The sequence below is a fragment of the Alkalibacterium indicireducens genome (genome assembly GCF_039522005.1).
GTDB lineage: Bacteria > Bacillota > Bacilli > Lactobacillales > Carnobacteriaceae_A > Alkalibacterium > Alkalibacterium indicireducens.
Genome location: NZ_BAAADA010000145.1, coordinates 14,135 through 27,315, shown reverse-complemented (window position 1 = coordinate 27,315; position 13,181 = coordinate 14,135). Strand labels below are relative to the sequence as shown.

Below are 13,181 nucleotides of genomic sequence, written 5' to 3'. Positions count from 1 at the left end.
CGTAGATTGACCTCCTAACTTAGGTGATTATTTTTTCTTGCCGGCAATAGCGATTGCTCTGCCTTTACGCGTACGCGCATTGTTTTTAGTGTTCTGACCACGTACTGGAAGACCACGACGGTGACGAATGCCACGGTATGATCCGATTTCGATTAAACGTTTGATGTTTTGGTTCACTTCACGACGAAGATCTCCTTCAACTTTCAGTTTATCGACTTCAGCACGGATTGCATCTAATTGATCGTTTGTCAGTTCACGTACACGAGTTTCCTCTGGTACGCCTGCAGCTTCAAGAATCTTCTGAGCTGTTGTCTTACCGATACCATAGATATATGTTAATGAAATTACCACATGTTTGTCACGTGGAATATCTACACCTGCTACACGAGCCATGTATGAGCACCTCCTGTTATTATATTATCCTTGACGTTGTTTGTGCTTAGGATTTTCGCAAATAACCATTACACGGCCGTTACGACGAATCACTTTACACTTGTCACACATTTTTTTGACTGATGGTCTTACTTTCATGAACTTTCCCTCCTTGAGTCTTCGGAGTCCTAAGTTTATTTAAATCGATACGTAATGCGTCCAAGAGTTAAATCATATGGAGACATTTCTACCGTTACCTTATCCCCAGGCAGAATCCGGATGTAATTCATACGAATTTTGCCAGAAACGTGTGCTAGAATTTCGTGCCCGTTCTCCAATTCAACTTTGAACATTGCATTAGGCAAAGTTTCTAGGACGGTTCCTTCAATCTCTATAACATCATCTTTTGCCACGCCTGGTTTCCTCCTTTGATATCTCACTTCTGTACACATGAAATAGTGAGAACAAAGTATTCTCACTTGATTATCTACTATAATAATGTAAAACGCCAGCTTTTTGACGCTCGTACTATTATATCATGCGCACACAATCATTGCAAGGATTCATTATAAAACATCGGACTTCTTAGTTTAACTGGTCCACAATGTCCTGAAATACTTTTTTCGGATCCTGTTCGCCGTCAATTTCACGAACCAGATCGTAGTCAGCATAATGCTTGACAAGTACTTCTGTCTGTTCTTCATTCACATCAATACGATTCTTAACTGTTTCAGGCTTATCGTCTTCACGCTGATAAAAATCGTGTGCGCCGCATTTATCACAAGTGCCCTCCACTTTAGGTGGATTCATTGTCTTGTGATACGTAGCACCACAGTTTGAACACATGAATCGGCCGGTCAGACGTTCCATTAAAATGTCTTTAGGTACCTTAATGTACAGAACATGCTGCAGTCTTCTGTTCTTCGAAGCCAAAGCTTTCTGTAAAGCCTGTGCCTGATTCAACGTGCGAGGGTAGCCATCCAGTAAAAACCCTCTTTTGGCATCGTCTTGTTCGAGACGTTCTTTGACAATTCCATTTGTTACTTCATCTGGCACGAGATTTCCCTCGTCCATGTATTTTTTTGCTTCCAAACCCAGTGGAGTCTTGTTCTTCATAGCTGCCCTGAACATATCTCCGGTAGAAATATGCGGTATATTGAATTTATCAGATATACGTGCAGCCTGAGTCCCTTTCCCTGCTCCGGGAAGACCTAACAGGATCAAATTCATCTTGCTTCCTCCTTAAGTTGGTAAGAATTTCTTCAGCATTAACGGAAAAAAGACCGATTCACCCTCTACTGGCAGGCAGTAAAGACTAAGGGGCAAATCGTCTATTTTCAATGGGCTACCATTATGAGCGCTGAATGAAACCTTGGTAACTCTTCTTGCTCAGCAATCCTTCAAGCTGACGCATGGAGTCAAGTGCCACACCGACAACGATGAGCAGGCTTGTTCCTCCTAAAGCAATCGAACTGGGTAGATTGAACAAAGCAGAAGCCACAATCGGAAGCAATGAGATCGTTCCTAGATAAATCGCTCCAACTGTGCTTAAACGAATAAGCATATAGCCAATGTATTCTTCTGTAGCTCGTCCAGGTCTGACACTAGGTATATATCCATTTTGTTTCTGCAGGTTTTCCGCGGCTTTTTCAGGGTTGACCTGAATAAAGGCGTAGAAGTACGTGAAGAGAACAATAAGGATCGTGTACAGAGCTGCTCCAAGCGGTTCCTGAAGATTGAAAATGTTATTCAGTGTCTGGAACCATGCAGCATTCTGATTACCTTGAGCAAAGTAACCTAAAATGATCTGCGGAGTCATAAGAAACGAACTGGCGAAGATAACTGGAATAACTCCAGCTGAGTTAACTTTAAGTGGCAATACAGCACTGTCCTTGGACGTGCTGGCACGTTTTGAATAACGGACAGGTATATTACGTTTTGCATTTTCCATAAACGTTACGAGAATAACGAGCAGAATGAATACGACGATGATTCCTGCAGCTAATGCCCAGGCACTGACGATTTCATCTCCTGCATTACGGATCTGCGTGTTATAGAACTGCTGTACATCTTGTGGAATACGAGCAATGATCCCTGAGAAGATGATGAATGATGTTCCGTTACCGAATCCGTGAACGGTGATCATTTCACCTAACCACATAACAAGCATCGTTCCTGCTGTAAGGATGATTGCGATGATAATATACGTCGCCGGTCCAGGATTTCTTACGAGTCCCAGTCCAGTCAGCGCATTGAATCCATAAGAGATACCAATCGCCTGGAAGAATGCCAGAACGATTGTTAAATAGCGCGTGGCCTGGTTCAGCTTTTTACGTCCCACTTCACCCTGTTCGGACCATTCCTTGAACTTTGGAAGGACGTCCATCTGCAGGAGCTGTACGACGATCGATGCCGTAATGTATGGAGATACACCTAGAGCGAAAACTGAGTAACTCCCCAGAGCTCCACCACCAAAGGTATCAAGCAAGTTGAACAAGCCGGTATCTGATAATTCTGTTAATGCCTGTGCATTTACACCTGGTACCGTAATATGCGTTCCGAGACGGAACACAATCAGGATACCTAAGGTGAATAATACACGAGTACGAACATCTTTTTCTTTGATAGCGCCCTTTATCAGTTCGATCATTAGATCACCTCTACTGATCCACCGGCAGCTTCGATCGCTTCTTTAGCAGAAGCAGAAAACTTGTGTGCTTTCACAGTTAGTTTGTGATCGACGTTTCCTTTCGCCAAAACTTTCACACCGGATTTTTCGTTTTTGATTACTCCTGTTTCTACAAGTAGTTCTGGAGTAACTTCTGTACCTTCTTCGAATCGGTTAAGTGTGTCTAAGTTAACAATAGCAAATTCTTTACGGTTGTAGTTAGTAAATCCGCGTTTTGGTAGAGTCTGGAACAATGGTGTCTGTCCACCCTCAAAACCTAAACGTGTTCCTCCGCCTGAACGAGCTTTCTGCCCTTTTTGTCCACGGCCGGATGTTTTTCCGTTACCAGAAGATGATCCGCGACCTACACGGTTACGTGTTTTACGAGATCCTTCTGCAGGTTTTAATTCATGAAGTTTCATAAATTCTGGCACCTCCTTTAGTTAGTCTCTGTACTCATTAGGCTTCTTTAACATCGACTAAATGAGTGATATGTTTGATTGCTCCTCGAACATATTCATTGTCAGGTCTTACCACTGTGTGGTTTAGCTTTTTAAGACCTAAAGTCTGAACTGCCTGGATCTGTTTCTGAGAACGACCAATCAAACTGCGTTTTAAAGTAATTTCCAAGTTTGCCATTGAGTCATCTCTCCTTATCCAAGTAATTCTTCTACGGATTTCCCGCGTAGTTTAGCTACATCTTCAGCACGTTTCAAGTTGCTGATTCCGTCGATTGTTGCACGGATCATGTTGATTGGCGAGCTGGATCCAACTGATTTAGAAGATACGTCTTGTACTCCAGCCAATTCCAGTACCGCACGTACAGGTCCACCAGCAGATACTCCAGAACCGGCAACAGCTGGTTTAAGAATAATCTTACCGCCACCATGGCGTCCGATAATCTGGTGTGGAAGAGTAGTTCCAACCATAGGTACTTCCACAAGATTGTTTTTAGCGTCATCGATCGCTTTACGGATCGCTTCAGGTACTTCCTGAGCTTTACCGGTACCAAAACCGACATGTCCGTTTCTGTCTCCAACAACCACTAAAGCAGCGAAACGCATACGACGTCCACCTTTAACAACTTTAGTAACACGGTTTATTTCTACTACGCGATCTTCAATATCTAATTTAGATGCATCAATATGAGTTGTCATGTACTGTAACTCCTCCTTTTCTTTAGAATTTAAGTCCGTTTTCACGTGCTGCGTCAGCTAGTGCTTGTACGCGTCCGTGGTATTGATATCCTCCACGATCAAAGACTACTTCAGTAATGTCTTTGTCTACTGCGCGTTTAGCAACTAGTGCGCCTACTGCAGCAGCTTCTTCAACTTTTGAATCACCTGAAACATCAGTATCCAAGGAAGATGCACTTGCGAGCGTTACACCCTCTACATCATCAATTACTTGAGCGTAGATGTTTTTATTCGAACGGAAAATGTTCAAACGTGGGCGCTCAGCAGTACCAGAAAGGTTTCTGCGAATACGTTTTTGTCTTTTCTTGCGTAATTTGTTTTTATCTGGTTTTGAAATCACAATTGTCACCTCTTTATATAGAATTCTCCTGTTACAGAGATCGTCGGGTCAACTGGCAAATAGAGAAGCAGAACACGATACGCTGATGGATCAGGTTCCACTTATACTCGTTATTTACCTGTTTTACCTTCTTTACGACGTACGTGTTCGCCTCTGTAGCGAATTCCTTTACCTTTGTATGGCTCAGGTGGACGTACAGCGCGGATGTTAGCAGCTAATGCGCCAACTTTTTCTTTGCTTGCACCTTTAACAGATATAACAGTATTAGATGGTACTTCAACTGTCAATCCTTCAACTTGTTCGAATTCAACTTGGTGAGAAAGACCTACGTTCAATACAAGTTTAGTTCCCTGCAACTGTGCACGGTAACCAACACCATTCAGTTCTAGAACTTTTTCGAATCCGACAGATACACCTTCTACCATGTTGTTCACGATAGCGCGAGTAGTTCCGTGGATCGTACGGTTAGCTTTAGAATCGTTTGGACGAGTGAACGTCATTTCATTATCTTCGATTTTAATATCAATAACAGGGCTGACTTCACGGGATAATTCTCCGTTTTTCCCTTTAACTGTTACCACGTTTCCGTCGATGTTTACATCTACACCTTCAGGAATAGTGATAGGCTTATTTCCGATACGGCTCAAAGTCCGGCACCTCCTTCACCTTTCTTAATGATTACCAAACGTATGCGAGGACTTCTCCCCCGATATTTTTAGCACGTGCTACTTTATCTGTAACGACGCCTTCTGAAGTCGATACTAGGGCGATACCCAGTCCGTTCAGTACTTTAGGCATCTCTTCTGCGTTAACATAAACGCGTAGGCCTGGTTTAGAGATACGTCTAACACCAGTGATTACACGTTCGTTGTTCTGACCATATTTTAAGAAAATGCGGACGATTCCTTGTTTGTCATCTTCCACGAATTCAACATCCTTGACGAAACCTTCTGATTTCAGGATATCGGCCATAGCTCTTTTTAAGTTAGAAGCAGGAATTTCCACTTTCGTATGACGCGCGTTGTTGGCGTTACGAATACGAGTTAAAAAGTCTGCGATTGGATCTGTCATGACCATTCGTTGTAGCCTCCTTTACGGCAAGTTTTCTAATTCAGTCCCGCTCGGTTGGCTCCATCATTTCTTATTATCATGCAGTACTGATACCGAATGATCTGTTCAAAATGTGAAGTCCATTTACCGTGCTGTCCCTTGTTGTTTACCAGCTTGCTTTTTTCAAGCCAGGAATTTGACCTTTATATGCTAGCTCACGCAAGCAGATACGGCATAATTTGAATTTTTTGTACACGGAGTGTGGGCGTCCGCAACGTTCACAGCGGGTATACTCACGAGTCGAAAACTTGGCTGGTTTTTTGTTTTTTTCGATCATTGCTTTTTTAGCCATTTCTAATATTACCCTCCTAATAGGTAGTTTAGGTTATTTCTGGAACGGCATTCCCAATTGTCCGAGTAACTCACGAGCTTCTTCGTCTGTGTCAGCTGTTGTAACAATGACGATATCCATTCCGCGAACCTTATCTACATCATCGTAGTCGATTTCAGGGAAAATTAGTTGCTCTTTGATTCCCAGCGTGTAGTTACCACGGCCGTCAAATGCATTTTTGCTCACTCCACGGAAATCACGTACACGAGGTAATGAAACAGAAACTAATTTATCCAGGAAATCATACATGCGAGCTCCACGCAGGGTAACTTTCGTACCGATCGGCATACCTTCACGTAGACGGAAACCTGCGATAGATTTTTTCGCACGAGTGACAACTGGTTTTTGTCCAGAAATTTTTGTTAATTCTTCTACTGCTTTGTCTAAGTTTTTCGTGTTTGAAACAGCGTCACCTACACCCATGTTGATAACGATCTTGTCAACTTCTGGTGCCTGCATAACAGAGCTGTATTCAAATTTTTCAACTAATGATGGACGTACATCATTGTTATATTTTTCTTTAAGGCGTGTCATTTATGAATGCCCTCCTTTCCTACTTTTTATTAAAGTGCTTCGCCAGATTTTTTAGCGTAACGAACTTTCTTGCCATCTTCGATCTTATAACCTACACGTGTAGATTCTCCTGTTTTAGGATCGATCAACTGAACATTAGATACGTGAATTGGTGCTTCTGTTTCAACAATTCCGCCTTCTTGTCCCATACCTGTAGGACGGGTATGTTTTTTCATGATGTTGATCCCTTCAACGATCACTTTGTTCTGTTTAGGCATAGCAGATAGGACTGTTCCTTCTTTACCTTTGTCCTTACCAGCTAAAACTCTAACTTTATCTCCTGATTTAACAAACATTCTCTAGCGCACCTCCTTATGACGTTTATCGGAATTATAGAACTTCCGGAGCTAACGAAACAATTCTCATAAAGTCATTCTCACGTAATTCACGAGCAACTGGTCCGAAGATACGTGTTCCACGTGGTGCTTTGTCTTCACGAATAATTACACATGCATTTTCGTCAAATTTGATATATGAACCGTCTGGGCGTCTCGCACCAGATTTTGAGCGGACGATTACTGCACGAGCAACGTCTCCCTTTTTAACAACGCCGCCTGGTGTTGCCTGTTTAACAGTTACAACTACTTCATCACCGATGTTAGCCGTTTTAGCGCCTGAGCCACCTAGAACTTTAATGACCAGCACTTCACGTGCACCAGAGTTGTCAGCGACTTTCATTCGACTTTCTGTTTGAATCACGTTAGGATCCTCCTTTCAAACTCACGATAAAGCTTTATAGCTTTTCGTTGTGTACCTACCGCCTGGCGGTATTGTGTTCTGATTAAAGAACGATAGCCTCTTCTACCACTTCTAATAGACGGAATCTTTTGTCTTTAGACAATGGACGAGTTTCCATGATTGTAACAATGTCGCCAGTTTTAGCTGTGTTGTTTTCGTCATGAGCTTTGAATTTAGTTGAGTATTTCATTTGTTTTTTGTATTTAGGGTGTGACTTGCGAGTTGCGATTTCAACTACGATGGTTTTATCCATCTTGTCAGAAACGACTCTTCCCTGATACACTTTACGGTCGTTACGTTCAGCCATTGTTTAGCCTCCTTTGATTAAGCTATTACACTCAGTATTACTTATACTGCTTCAGTCTGACGCAGAACAGTTTTTACACGAGCGATACTTTTACGGACCTCTTTAATGCGAGCGGTGTTTTCCAATTGTCCAGTAGCTAATTGAAAGCGTAAGTTGAATAGCTCTTCTTTAAATTCTGCTTCTTTTTCAATTAATTCAGTAGTGGATAAGCCTTTTAATTCATTAGCCTTCATTTGAGTCACCACTTTCTTCACGAGTTACTATCCTAGTTTTCACAGGTAGTTTGTGTGAAGCTAAACGCAATGCTTCTCGAGCGACTTCGTCAGATACGCCACCGATTTCAAACATGATTTTCCCACGTTTAACAGGTGCTACCCAGCTTTCAGGAGCTCCTTTACCAGAACCCATACGTACGCCGATTGCTTTAGCTGTCACTGGTTTGTGAGGGAAAATTTTAATCCATACTTTCCCACCACGTTTCATATAACGAGTCATCGCTATACGAGCTGATTCGATCTGTCTGCTTGTGATCCATACTGAATCAACAGCTTGCAGACCATATTGTCCATATGCTATTTCTTTACCACCTTTAGCTTCGCCTCTCATTTTCCCACGAAACTCACGACGGTGTTTCACACGTTTTGGTACTAACATTGATTATTTCCCTCCTTTCTTGTCTTCGATTTTTTCAGGAAGAACTTCTCCTTTATAGATCCATACTTTAACACCTAGTTTACCGTAAGTAGTGTCAGCTTCTTCGTTAGCATAATCGATGTCTGCACGAAGTGTATGCAAAGGAACAGTTCCTTCTGAAAAGCTTTCGCTGCGGGCAATATCTGCTCCGTTTAGTCGACCGGCTACCATTGTGCGGATACCTTTAGCTCCCATACGCATAGCACGTTGGATCGCCTGTTTCTGCGCACGACGGAATGAAATACGGTTTTCAAGCTGGTCAGCGATACTTTTAGCTACTAGTGTAGCATCAAGGTCTGCTTTTTTGATTTCCACGATGTTCACGTGTACTCTCTTGTTAGTCAAGTTGTTCAAGCCATTTCTCAATGCATCAACTTCTGATCCACCTTTACCAATGACCATTCCTGGTTTAGCAGTGTGAATCGATACATTGATTCTGTTTGCTGCACGTTCGATTTCTACGCGAGAAATGGAAGCATCGCTTAATTTCTTAGCAATGTACTCACGAACAGCAATATCTTCATGTAATTTATCTGCAAAATCTTTTTCTGCGTACCACTTAGCATCCCAATCTTTGATGACGCCAACACGCAGTCCATGAGGATTTACTTTTTGTCCCATTGATTACCCCTCCTTCTTCTCTGATACCACTACTGTAATGTGGCTTGTTCTTTTGTTGATTCTTGAAGCTGCACCTTTTGCACGAGGGCGGAACCTTTTTAGGGTTGCTCCTTCATTGACATAGGCTTCACTTACGACTAATTCTTCGATATCCATATCGTAGTTGTGTTCAGCATTTGCAATTGCTGACATCAAGACTTTTTCTACCGCTTCCGCTGCTCCTCTGTTAGTGAAGCGAAGGATAGAAATAGCTTCTGCAGCACTTTTTCCTCTAATGGTGTCAACGACCAGACGTGCTTTACGTGGTGCAATGCGTACCATGCGAGCTGTTGCTTTTGCTGCTGTTACTGTTTCTGCCATGAATGTATCCTCCCTTCGCTATTAACGTTTAGTCGTGCGGTCGTCTTTTCCGTGTCCGCGGTACGTTCTTGTTGGTGCAAATTCACCTAGTTTGTGTCCTACCATGTCTTCTTGAACATAGACGGGCACGTGTTTTCTTCCATCATATACGGCAATGGTATGACCTACAAAGTTCGGAAAGATTGTTGAGCGACGTGACCATGTTTTAATGACACGTTTGTTATCGTCATCCATTTCGCGAACTTTTTTCATCAGATGATCATCGACGAAAGGTCCCTTTTTCAAACTACGGCTCATGTATTGCCCTCCTTTTGGGGTTCTTCCCCTTATAATCGTTGCGTTTTTCAGTCAGTCCGTTATCGTTTATTTTTTAGCTTTACGACGACGAACGATAAGTTTATCTGAACGGTTCTTACCTTTACGGGTTTTCTTACCAAGAGTAGGTTTACCCCAAGGTGACATTGGACTTGGACGTCCGATTGGTGCTTTACCTTCACCACCACCGTGTGGGTGATCGTTCGGGTTCATTACAGATCCACGGACAGTTGGGCGTTTGCCTAACCAGCGGCTGCGTCCAGCTTTACCAATGTTGATCAGTTCATGCTGTTCGTTTCCTACAGTACCGATTGTTGCACGGCAGCTTTGAAGGATCAGACGGCTTTCACCAGAGCTTAAACGAACCAGTGCGTATTTACCTTCTTTACCAAGAACTTGAGCAGAAGTACCAGCTGAACGAACAAGCTGTCCGCCTTTACCAGGTTTTAACTCAACGTTGTGTACGGACGTACCAACAGGAATGTTTGCCAATGGCAGTGCATTACCTACTTGGATGTCTGCATCTACGCCAGAGTAGATGTCTGTTCCTACTTTAAGTCCTTTAGGTGCAAGAATGTATGTTTTTGTTCCATCCTCATATTGGATCAATGAGATGTTAGCAGAACGGTTTGGATCATATTCAATCGTTTTAACGATACCGCGAACGCCATCTTTCTGACGTTTGAAGTCGATCACACGGTATTTATGCTTGTGGCCTCCGCCTTGATGACGGACAGTGATTTTACCAGCGTTGTTACGTCCAGCACGTTTTGGGTTTGGTCTCAGCAAGCTTTTTTCTGGTGTGCTTGTTGTGATTTCAGCAAAATCTGACCCAGTCATGTTACGACGTCCGTTTGTGGTTGGTTTATATTTCTTAATCGCCACGTGATTCCCCTCCTTGTTAAACTAGTTTCGTGAATAGCATTTAATTTTCAATTATTATTATTCTTCGTCTCCGAACAATGCAATGTCATTCGAATCAGCAGATAAGGTAACGATCGCTTTACGACGTTTTTTAGTATATCCTTCATAACGTCCCATGCGCTTAGGTTTAGGCGCAGTGTTTACTACGTTTACTTTATCAACTTTTACGTCGAAAATTTCTTCAACAGCTTTTTTGATTGTTGGTTTTTTAGCACGAACATCAACTTCGAAGGTATACTTTTTTTCGTCCATAGCATACATAGAAGCTTCTGTGATGATCGGGCGTAAGATTACGTCACGTGCATTCATTATTGAAGAGCCTCCTCTACTTTTTCCAGAGCAGCCTTCGTCAAGATGAGTTTGTCATGCGCAACAACATCTAGCACTGATACATTGTTAGGAGCTACAATTTTAACTCCTGGAATGTTGCGTGCAGAAAGTTTTGCGAATTCATTGTCATCCTCTAAGACAACCAGAGCTTTTCTGTTGACATCAAGGTTATTGAGTACCGCTCTGAACTCTTTTGTTTTTGGTGCATCGAAGTTCAGTCCATCTACGATTACGATTTCTTCATCTATTACTTTAGTAGAAAGAACAGATTTGATCGCTAGGCGACGAACTTTCTTAGGTAGTTTGTAGCTGTATGAACGAGGTGTAGGTCCGAATACGGTACCTCCTCCACGCCATTGTGGCGAACGGATTGAGCCTTGACGAGCTCGTCCAGTTCCTTTCTGACGCCATGGTTTGCGTCCTCCACCGCGCACTGCGCTACGGTTTTTTACTGCATGTGTTCCTTGTCTTAATGACGCACGCTGCATAGTGATCGCATCAAAAACGACACTTTCGTTTGGTTCGATACCAAAGATTGCATCATTTAATGTTACATCGCCATTTTGCGTTCCGTCTTGTTTAAATAACGTTACAGTTGGCATTCTGCTAGTCCTCCCTTCCTGATATTACTTGTCTGCTTTTTCTGCAGTTCTAATTTGTACAAGTGATTTTTTAGCTCCAGGCACATTACCTTTGATCAGTAAAACGTTGCGTTCAGTATCAACACGAACGATTTCTAGATTCTGTACAGTGACACGGTCGCCACCCATACGTCCAGCTAGTTTTTTACCTTTGAATACTCTTGCAGGGTGAGTAGCCATACCCATTGATCCAGGACGACGGTGGTAACGAGAACCGTGCGTTTCAGGTCCGCGGCTTTGGCCGTGACGTTTGATAACACCCTGGAATCCTTTACCTTTAGACGTTCCTGTTACATCGACGATATCGCCTTCTGCAAATGTGTCTACTAATACTTCGTTTCCAACTTCTACGTCACCTAGCTCTACATCTCTGAATTCTCGAATGAAGCGCTTAGGAGCCGTGTTAGCTTTTTTAACATGACCTTGTGCCGGTTTATTAGATAAAACTTCACGTTTATCTTCGATTCCTAACTGAACTGAGTTATAACCGTCTGTTTCAACAGTTTTAACCTGCAGTACAACGTTAGGTTTCACTTCAACAACTGTTACAGGTACTAATTCACCTGATTCGCTGAAGATTTGAGTCATTCCGACTTTTTTTCCTAAGATTCCCTTGGTCATGAGTACACCTCCGTTATGTTAGTTTTTTATAGTTTAAGTTGTGTTGCTGATTAATTATAATTTGATTTCGATGTTTACGCCTGACGGTAAGTCAAGTTTAGTCAACGCATCAACGGTCTTTGGTGTTGGATTCAAGATATCCACAAGACGTTTGTGTGTACGCATTTCAAACTGCTCACGTGAATCTTTGTGTTTATGTGGTGAACGGATGATTGTGTACAATTTACGTTCAGTTGGCAATGGGATTGGACCAGATACGTTTGCCCCAGTTCTTTTTGCCGTTTCCACGATTTTGTCAGCTGATTGATCAAGTACTCGATGCTCGTAAGCTTTTAGACGAATACGAATTTTTTGATTTGCCATGTTTTTCCCTCCTTCGCTTATTTAAGAAATAAACCTAGCTCCACGAAAATTTTCGGCCACCCTCCATGGCAATGCATCCGGGTGTGTCGTAACCTCTCGCTTCCTAGCCGCGGTTCTATGATTGATGCCTACCAGCGATTTCTATTTATACACAGGTTCAATAGATCCCGCCGAAATAAACGTCTCTCACAGACACCTATACAAGTATACAGACAACACGGACTAGAATCAAGTGTTTTTAGGCTTTTTATTGATTAATTGCCAGTTTTTTCCTGTATGTCCTGTATTAAACAACACTTCTTGTATTATAAGGGTTCCTGCCACTCCCTGCACCCTTTTTCACTCGGCATTTCAGCCTTTTTCATCAGGTTTCACTATTCTGCCACATTTGAGCTGCATGCTGCTTCAAGCTAATGTTCTTCTTTTATTTCTTTCACTTCTTATTTAGTATAGAGTGATCTTCGGTACTTCTGGAGGGGTTAGGATTTTAGAGAGGCTTGGCACTTTTAGAAAATCTCCGCAACGTTTAACTTAGATTCCCCTCACCAGACTTGAGTCTTATATTGAAGAAACTGATTTCTAATCATTTTTTTCAGTCCCTCCGCATCTCTCTGGTATATTCTTTGTTCTGGCCAGTACTTTATTGGTGATATTCAGTTGGAAGATATCGGCTAGTCT

At 42.4% G+C, this 13,181-nt stretch carries 26 protein-coding genes; all 26 read right to left on the bottom strand.

Annotation, left to right across the window (positions count from 1 at the left end; genetic code table 11):
* Positions 1–27 precede the first annotated feature (27 nt).
* The 26 genes from rpsM to rpsJ all read right to left on the bottom strand — a co-directional run bounded on the left by rpsM (position 28) and on the right by rpsJ (position 12,503).
* Positions 28–393, bottom strand: coding sequence for a 30S ribosomal protein S13 (rpsM, locus tag ABFX15_RS08615; RefSeq protein WP_091265254.1), 366 nt, complete (start codon positions 391–393; stop codon positions 28–30).
* Between the two features lie 24 nt (positions 394–417).
* On the bottom strand, positions 418–531 hold the full coding sequence (gene rpmJ / locus ABFX15_RS08610) for a 50S ribosomal protein L36 (protein WP_034299928.1): 114 nt from the start codon (positions 529–531) through the stop codon (positions 418–420).
* Positions 532–566: 35 nt separating this feature from the next.
* On the bottom strand, positions 567–785 hold the full coding sequence (infA, locus tag ABFX15_RS08605; RefSeq protein ID WP_346025025.1) for a translation initiation factor IF-1: 219 nt from the start codon (positions 783–785) through the stop codon (positions 567–569).
* Between the two features lie 172 nt (positions 786–957).
* The gene (locus tag ABFX15_RS08600; protein WP_346025024.1) at positions 958–1,602 is read right to left on the bottom strand and encodes an adenylate kinase; all 645 of its coding nucleotides are present in this window, start codon (positions 1,600–1,602) and stop codon (positions 958–960) included.
* Between the two features lie 121 nt (positions 1,603–1,723).
* Positions 1,724–3,022, bottom strand: coding sequence for a preprotein translocase subunit SecY (gene secY, locus ABFX15_RS08595; protein WP_346025023.1), 1,299 nt, complete (start codon positions 3,020–3,022; stop codon positions 1,724–1,726).
* The gene (gene rplO / locus ABFX15_RS08590) at positions 3,022–3,462 is read right to left on the bottom strand and encodes a 50S ribosomal protein L15 (protein ID WP_091265260.1); all 441 of its coding nucleotides are present in this window, start codon (positions 3,460–3,462) and stop codon (positions 3,022–3,024) included. The genes secY and rplO overlap by 1 nt, the downstream gene beginning before the upstream one ends.
* Positions 3,463–3,499: 37 nt before the next feature.
* On the bottom strand, positions 3,500–3,679 hold the full coding sequence (gene rpmD, locus ABFX15_RS08585) for a 50S ribosomal protein L30 (RefSeq protein WP_346025022.1): 180 nt from the start codon (positions 3,677–3,679) through the stop codon (positions 3,500–3,502).
* A 14-nt stretch (positions 3,680–3,693) separates the two neighbouring features.
* Complete coding sequence (gene rpsE / locus ABFX15_RS08580) at positions 3,694–4,197, bottom strand: 30S ribosomal protein S5 (RefSeq protein WP_091265264.1); 504 nt, start codon at positions 4,195–4,197, stop codon at positions 3,694–3,696.
* Positions 4,198–4,219: 22 nt separating this feature from the next.
* Entirely contained in the window at positions 4,220–4,585 is a 366-nt protein-coding gene (gene rplR, locus ABFX15_RS08575) for a 50S ribosomal protein L18 (protein ID WP_091265266.1), read from the bottom strand.
* A gap of 101 nt (positions 4,586–4,686) precedes the next feature.
* Positions 4,687–5,223 carry a 50S ribosomal protein L6 gene (gene rplF / locus ABFX15_RS08570; protein WP_091265269.1) on the bottom strand — a complete coding sequence of 179 codons (537 nt, stop codon included), beginning with the start codon at positions 5,221–5,223 and terminating at the stop codon, positions 4,687–4,689.
* 31 nt (positions 5,224–5,254) lie between these two features.
* Positions 5,255–5,653 carry a 30S ribosomal protein S8 gene (gene rpsH, locus ABFX15_RS08565; RefSeq protein ID WP_091481952.1) on the bottom strand — a complete coding sequence of 133 codons (399 nt, stop codon included), beginning with the start codon at positions 5,651–5,653 and terminating at the stop codon, positions 5,255–5,257.
* 139 nt (positions 5,654–5,792) lie between these two features.
* The gene (locus ABFX15_RS08560) at positions 5,793–5,978 is read right to left on the bottom strand and encodes a type Z 30S ribosomal protein S14 (RefSeq protein WP_091265274.1); all 186 of its coding nucleotides are present in this window, start codon (positions 5,976–5,978) and stop codon (positions 5,793–5,795) included.
* 33 nt (positions 5,979–6,011) lie between these two features.
* The gene (gene rplE / locus ABFX15_RS08555) at positions 6,012–6,551 is read right to left on the bottom strand and encodes a 50S ribosomal protein L5 (RefSeq protein WP_091265277.1); all 540 of its coding nucleotides are present in this window, start codon (positions 6,549–6,551) and stop codon (positions 6,012–6,014) included.
* 29 nt (positions 6,552–6,580) lie between these two features.
* Positions 6,581–6,886 (bottom strand): 50S ribosomal protein L24, encoded by a 306-nt coding sequence (gene rplX, locus ABFX15_RS08550; RefSeq protein WP_091265279.1) that lies wholly within the window; start codon positions 6,884–6,886, stop codon positions 6,581–6,583.
* A gap of 34 nt (positions 6,887–6,920) precedes the next feature.
* On the bottom strand, positions 6,921–7,289 hold the full coding sequence (gene rplN / locus ABFX15_RS08545) for a 50S ribosomal protein L14 (protein ID WP_091265283.1): 369 nt from the start codon (positions 7,287–7,289) through the stop codon (positions 6,921–6,923).
* A gap of 82 nt (positions 7,290–7,371) precedes the next feature.
* Positions 7,372–7,635, bottom strand: coding sequence for a 30S ribosomal protein S17 (gene rpsQ, locus ABFX15_RS08540; RefSeq protein WP_091265284.1), 264 nt, complete (start codon positions 7,633–7,635; stop codon positions 7,372–7,374).
* 41 nt (positions 7,636–7,676) lie between these two features.
* Complete coding sequence (gene rpmC / locus ABFX15_RS08535) at positions 7,677–7,868, bottom strand: 50S ribosomal protein L29 (RefSeq protein WP_091481963.1); 192 nt, start codon at positions 7,866–7,868, stop codon at positions 7,677–7,679.
* The gene (gene rplP / locus ABFX15_RS08530; protein WP_091265288.1) at positions 7,858–8,289 is read right to left on the bottom strand and encodes a 50S ribosomal protein L16; all 432 of its coding nucleotides are present in this window, start codon (positions 8,287–8,289) and stop codon (positions 7,858–7,860) included. Before rplP ends, rpmC begins: the two co-directional genes overlap by 11 nt.
* Before the next feature lie 3 nt (positions 8,290–8,292).
* Positions 8,293–8,949, bottom strand: coding sequence for a 30S ribosomal protein S3 (gene rpsC / locus ABFX15_RS08525; protein ID WP_346025021.1), 657 nt, complete (start codon positions 8,947–8,949; stop codon positions 8,293–8,295).
* A gap of 3 nt (positions 8,950–8,952) precedes the next feature.
* Entirely contained in the window at positions 8,953–9,309 is a 357-nt protein-coding gene (gene rplV / locus ABFX15_RS08520) for a 50S ribosomal protein L22 (protein WP_091265293.1), read from the bottom strand.
* 21 nt (positions 9,310–9,330) lie between these two features.
* Positions 9,331–9,606 (bottom strand): 30S ribosomal protein S19, encoded by a 276-nt coding sequence (gene rpsS, locus ABFX15_RS08515; protein ID WP_091265296.1) that lies wholly within the window; start codon positions 9,604–9,606, stop codon positions 9,331–9,333.
* 66 nt (positions 9,607–9,672) lie between these two features.
* Complete coding sequence (rplB, locus tag ABFX15_RS08510) at positions 9,673–10,509, bottom strand: 50S ribosomal protein L2 (protein WP_346025020.1); 837 nt, start codon at positions 10,507–10,509, stop codon at positions 9,673–9,675.
* A 57-nt stretch (positions 10,510–10,566) separates the two neighbouring features.
* Positions 10,567–10,857, bottom strand: a complete 291-nt coding sequence (rplW, locus tag ABFX15_RS08505; RefSeq protein ID WP_346025019.1) for a 50S ribosomal protein L23 — start codon at positions 10,855–10,857, stop codon at positions 10,567–10,569.
* The gene (gene rplD, locus ABFX15_RS08500; RefSeq protein ID WP_346025018.1) at positions 10,857–11,480 is read right to left on the bottom strand and encodes a 50S ribosomal protein L4; all 624 of its coding nucleotides are present in this window, start codon (positions 11,478–11,480) and stop codon (positions 10,857–10,859) included. The genes rplW and rplD overlap by 1 nt, the downstream gene beginning before the upstream one ends.
* Before the next feature lie 24 nt (positions 11,481–11,504).
* A complete protein-coding gene (gene rplC, locus ABFX15_RS08495) occupies positions 11,505–12,140 on the bottom strand; it encodes a 50S ribosomal protein L3 (RefSeq protein ID WP_346025017.1) in 636 nt (211 codons plus the stop codon).
* Between the two features lie 54 nt (positions 12,141–12,194).
* Positions 12,195–12,503, bottom strand: coding sequence for a 30S ribosomal protein S10 (rpsJ, locus tag ABFX15_RS08490; protein ID WP_346025016.1), 309 nt, complete (start codon positions 12,501–12,503; stop codon positions 12,195–12,197).
* Positions 12,504–13,181 lie beyond the last annotated feature (678 nt).

Excerpts from the sequence above, each read along its gene's own strand:
- rplE (WP_091265277.1), bottom strand. The coding sequence starts at position 6,551 with ATGACACGCCTTAAAGAAAAATATAACAATGATGTACGTCCATCATTA.
- rplD (WP_346025018.1), bottom strand. The coding sequence starts at position 11,480 with ATGCCAACTGTAACGTTATTTAAACAAGACGGAACGCAAAATGGCGAT.
- secY (WP_346025023.1), bottom strand. The coding sequence starts at position 3,022 with ATGATCGAACTGATAAAGGGCGCTATCAAAGAAAAAGATGTTCGTACT.
- rpmJ (WP_034299928.1), bottom strand. The coding sequence starts at position 531 with ATGAAAGTAAGACCATCAGTCAAAAAAATGTGTGACAAGTGTAAAGTG.
- rplO (WP_091265260.1), bottom strand. The coding sequence starts at position 3,462 with ATGAAACTTCATGAATTAAAACCTGCAGAAGGATCTCGTAAAACACGT.
- rpsS (WP_091265296.1), bottom strand. The coding sequence starts at position 9,606 with ATGAGCCGTAGTTTGAAAAAGGGACCTTTCGTCGATGATCATCTGATG.
- rpsC (WP_346025021.1), bottom strand. The coding sequence starts at position 8,949 with ATGGGACAAAAAGTAAATCCTCATGGACTGCGTGTTGGCGTCATCAAA.
- rpsM (WP_091265254.1), bottom strand. The coding sequence starts at position 393 with ATGGCTCGTGTAGCAGGTGTAGATATTCCACGTGACAAACATGTGGTA.
- rplV (WP_091265293.1), bottom strand. The coding sequence starts at position 9,309 with ATGGCAGAAACAGTAACAGCAGCAAAAGCAACAGCTCGCATGGTACGC.
- rpsH (WP_091481952.1), bottom strand. The coding sequence starts at position 5,653 with ATGGTCATGACAGATCCAATCGCAGACTTTTTAACTCGTATTCGTAAC.
- rpsJ (WP_346025016.1), bottom strand. The coding sequence starts at position 12,503 with ATGGCAAATCAAAAAATTCGTATTCGTCTAAAAGCTTACGAGCATCGA.
- rplW (WP_346025019.1), bottom strand. The coding sequence starts at position 10,857 with ATGAATGCACGTGACGTAATCTTACGCCCGATCATCACAGAAGCTTCT.
- rplP (WP_091265288.1), bottom strand. The coding sequence starts at position 8,289 with ATGTTAGTACCAAAACGTGTGAAACACCGTCGTGAGTTTCGTGGGAAA.
- rplC (WP_346025017.1), bottom strand. The coding sequence starts at position 12,140 with ATGACCAAGGGAATCTTAGGAAAAAAAGTCGGAATGACTCAAATCTTC.
- rpmD (WP_346025022.1), bottom strand. The coding sequence starts at position 3,679 with ATGGCAAACTTGGAAATTACTTTAAAACGCAGTTTGATTGGTCGTTCT.
- ABFX15_RS08600 (WP_346025024.1), bottom strand. The coding sequence starts at position 1,602 with ATGAATTTGATCCTGTTAGGTCTTCCCGGAGCAGGGAAAGGGACTCAG.
- rplX (WP_091265279.1), bottom strand. The coding sequence starts at position 6,886 with ATGTTTGTTAAATCAGGAGATAAAGTTAGAGTTTTAGCTGGTAAGGAC.
- rpsQ (WP_091265284.1), bottom strand. The coding sequence starts at position 7,635 with ATGGCTGAACGTAACGACCGTAAAGTGTATCAGGGAAGAGTCGTTTCT.
- rpmC (WP_091481963.1), bottom strand. The coding sequence starts at position 7,868 with ATGAAGGCTAATGAATTAAAAGGCTTATCCACTACTGAATTAATTGAA.
- rpsE (WP_091265264.1), bottom strand. The coding sequence starts at position 4,197 with ATGACAACTCATATTGATGCATCTAAATTAGATATTGAAGATCGCGTA.
- ABFX15_RS08560 (WP_091265274.1), bottom strand. The coding sequence starts at position 5,978 with ATGGCTAAAAAAGCAATGATCGAAAAAAACAAAAAACCAGCCAAGTTT.